The sequence below is a fragment of the Pseudovibrio sp. POLY-S9 genome, from assembly GCF_001431305.1.
GTDB lineage: Bacteria > Pseudomonadota > Alphaproteobacteria > Rhizobiales > Stappiaceae > Pseudovibrio.
The window spans coordinates 1-926 of sequence record NZ_LCWX01000133.1 but is presented as its reverse complement, the minus strand read 5'-3'; the positions used below and the strand labels follow the sequence as shown (position 1 = coordinate 926).

Genomic DNA, 926 nt, shown 5'->3' with positions numbered 1-926 from the left:
CAGTCAATGTGGACAATTTCAGTGCAGGTGAAATCGCCCAGCTTGAGAAGCTAGTCGTTCAGTCCCTTCAAGAAGATGCCCGCGCCATTACGCTCATGGATGATCTTGCGCTGGTCATGAATACTATGCGTCAGGACGCAACAATCCGTCAAAATGTTTCAACTGCAATTGACCTGCTGATTGAACACCAGCAGCATAACTTAGATCTCAACGGAGCTTTCACAACATTCAGCAATGTGGTGGCACAGTGGTATCAGGCCCCGCTGGATGTGCCCGGTGTTACGCAGGAAAACGTCGCCTCCGTTCTGAGTAATCTGTTTGTTGATGACCCGCTGTCTGTACAGCTCATGAACAATGCGCTCGAATGGGCTGAAAGCAATCCCGAAGCCTCGGATGCGCAGAAGGTCTATCATTCGTTCTTAAACGGTTATGACAACGAAGTGGACGCGGTCTCTGCGATCACCTATATCACCTGGGACCAAGAGGCAGATAACCCGACAGATACCTCTGATGACTTCTGGAGTGTGGAGACCAACTTCTCCCACGGCAACAGATCTCAGGATGTGGAGACGTTCGGTTCAAACTTTGATCTGATCAACAATGGGCTTTTGTGGACGACCGGAAATGCGACGGTCACCTCACAGACTGCAAACACAGCAGGGTTCTTTGTAGAGCTCAACGCAGCCATCTCTGATGGGCATCAGCCTGGTCGAAGTAACATAATCGAGACCACTGCAAGCGAAGAAGTCGCCAAACTCTGGGACCCGCTGGATCAAAGTAACTATGGCTTGCTCGATCTGGATGTTGATGAGACCAACTTTGCATTGTCTTATGTGACAGATTGGGCGACAGGAATTGCCGAGATTGATCCACTCGTGCTTGATCTGGACGGGGATGGCATTGAACTCACACCGTTTGCTGATCGT

General features: G+C 50.2%; 1 protein-coding gene. It reads left to right on the top strand.

Features of this window, described 5'->3' with window-relative positions; genetic code table 11:
• On the top strand, window positions 1–926 hold a 926-nt coding region (locus PPL9_RS32380; RefSeq protein ID WP_161831279.1), incomplete at both ends, for a hypothetical protein.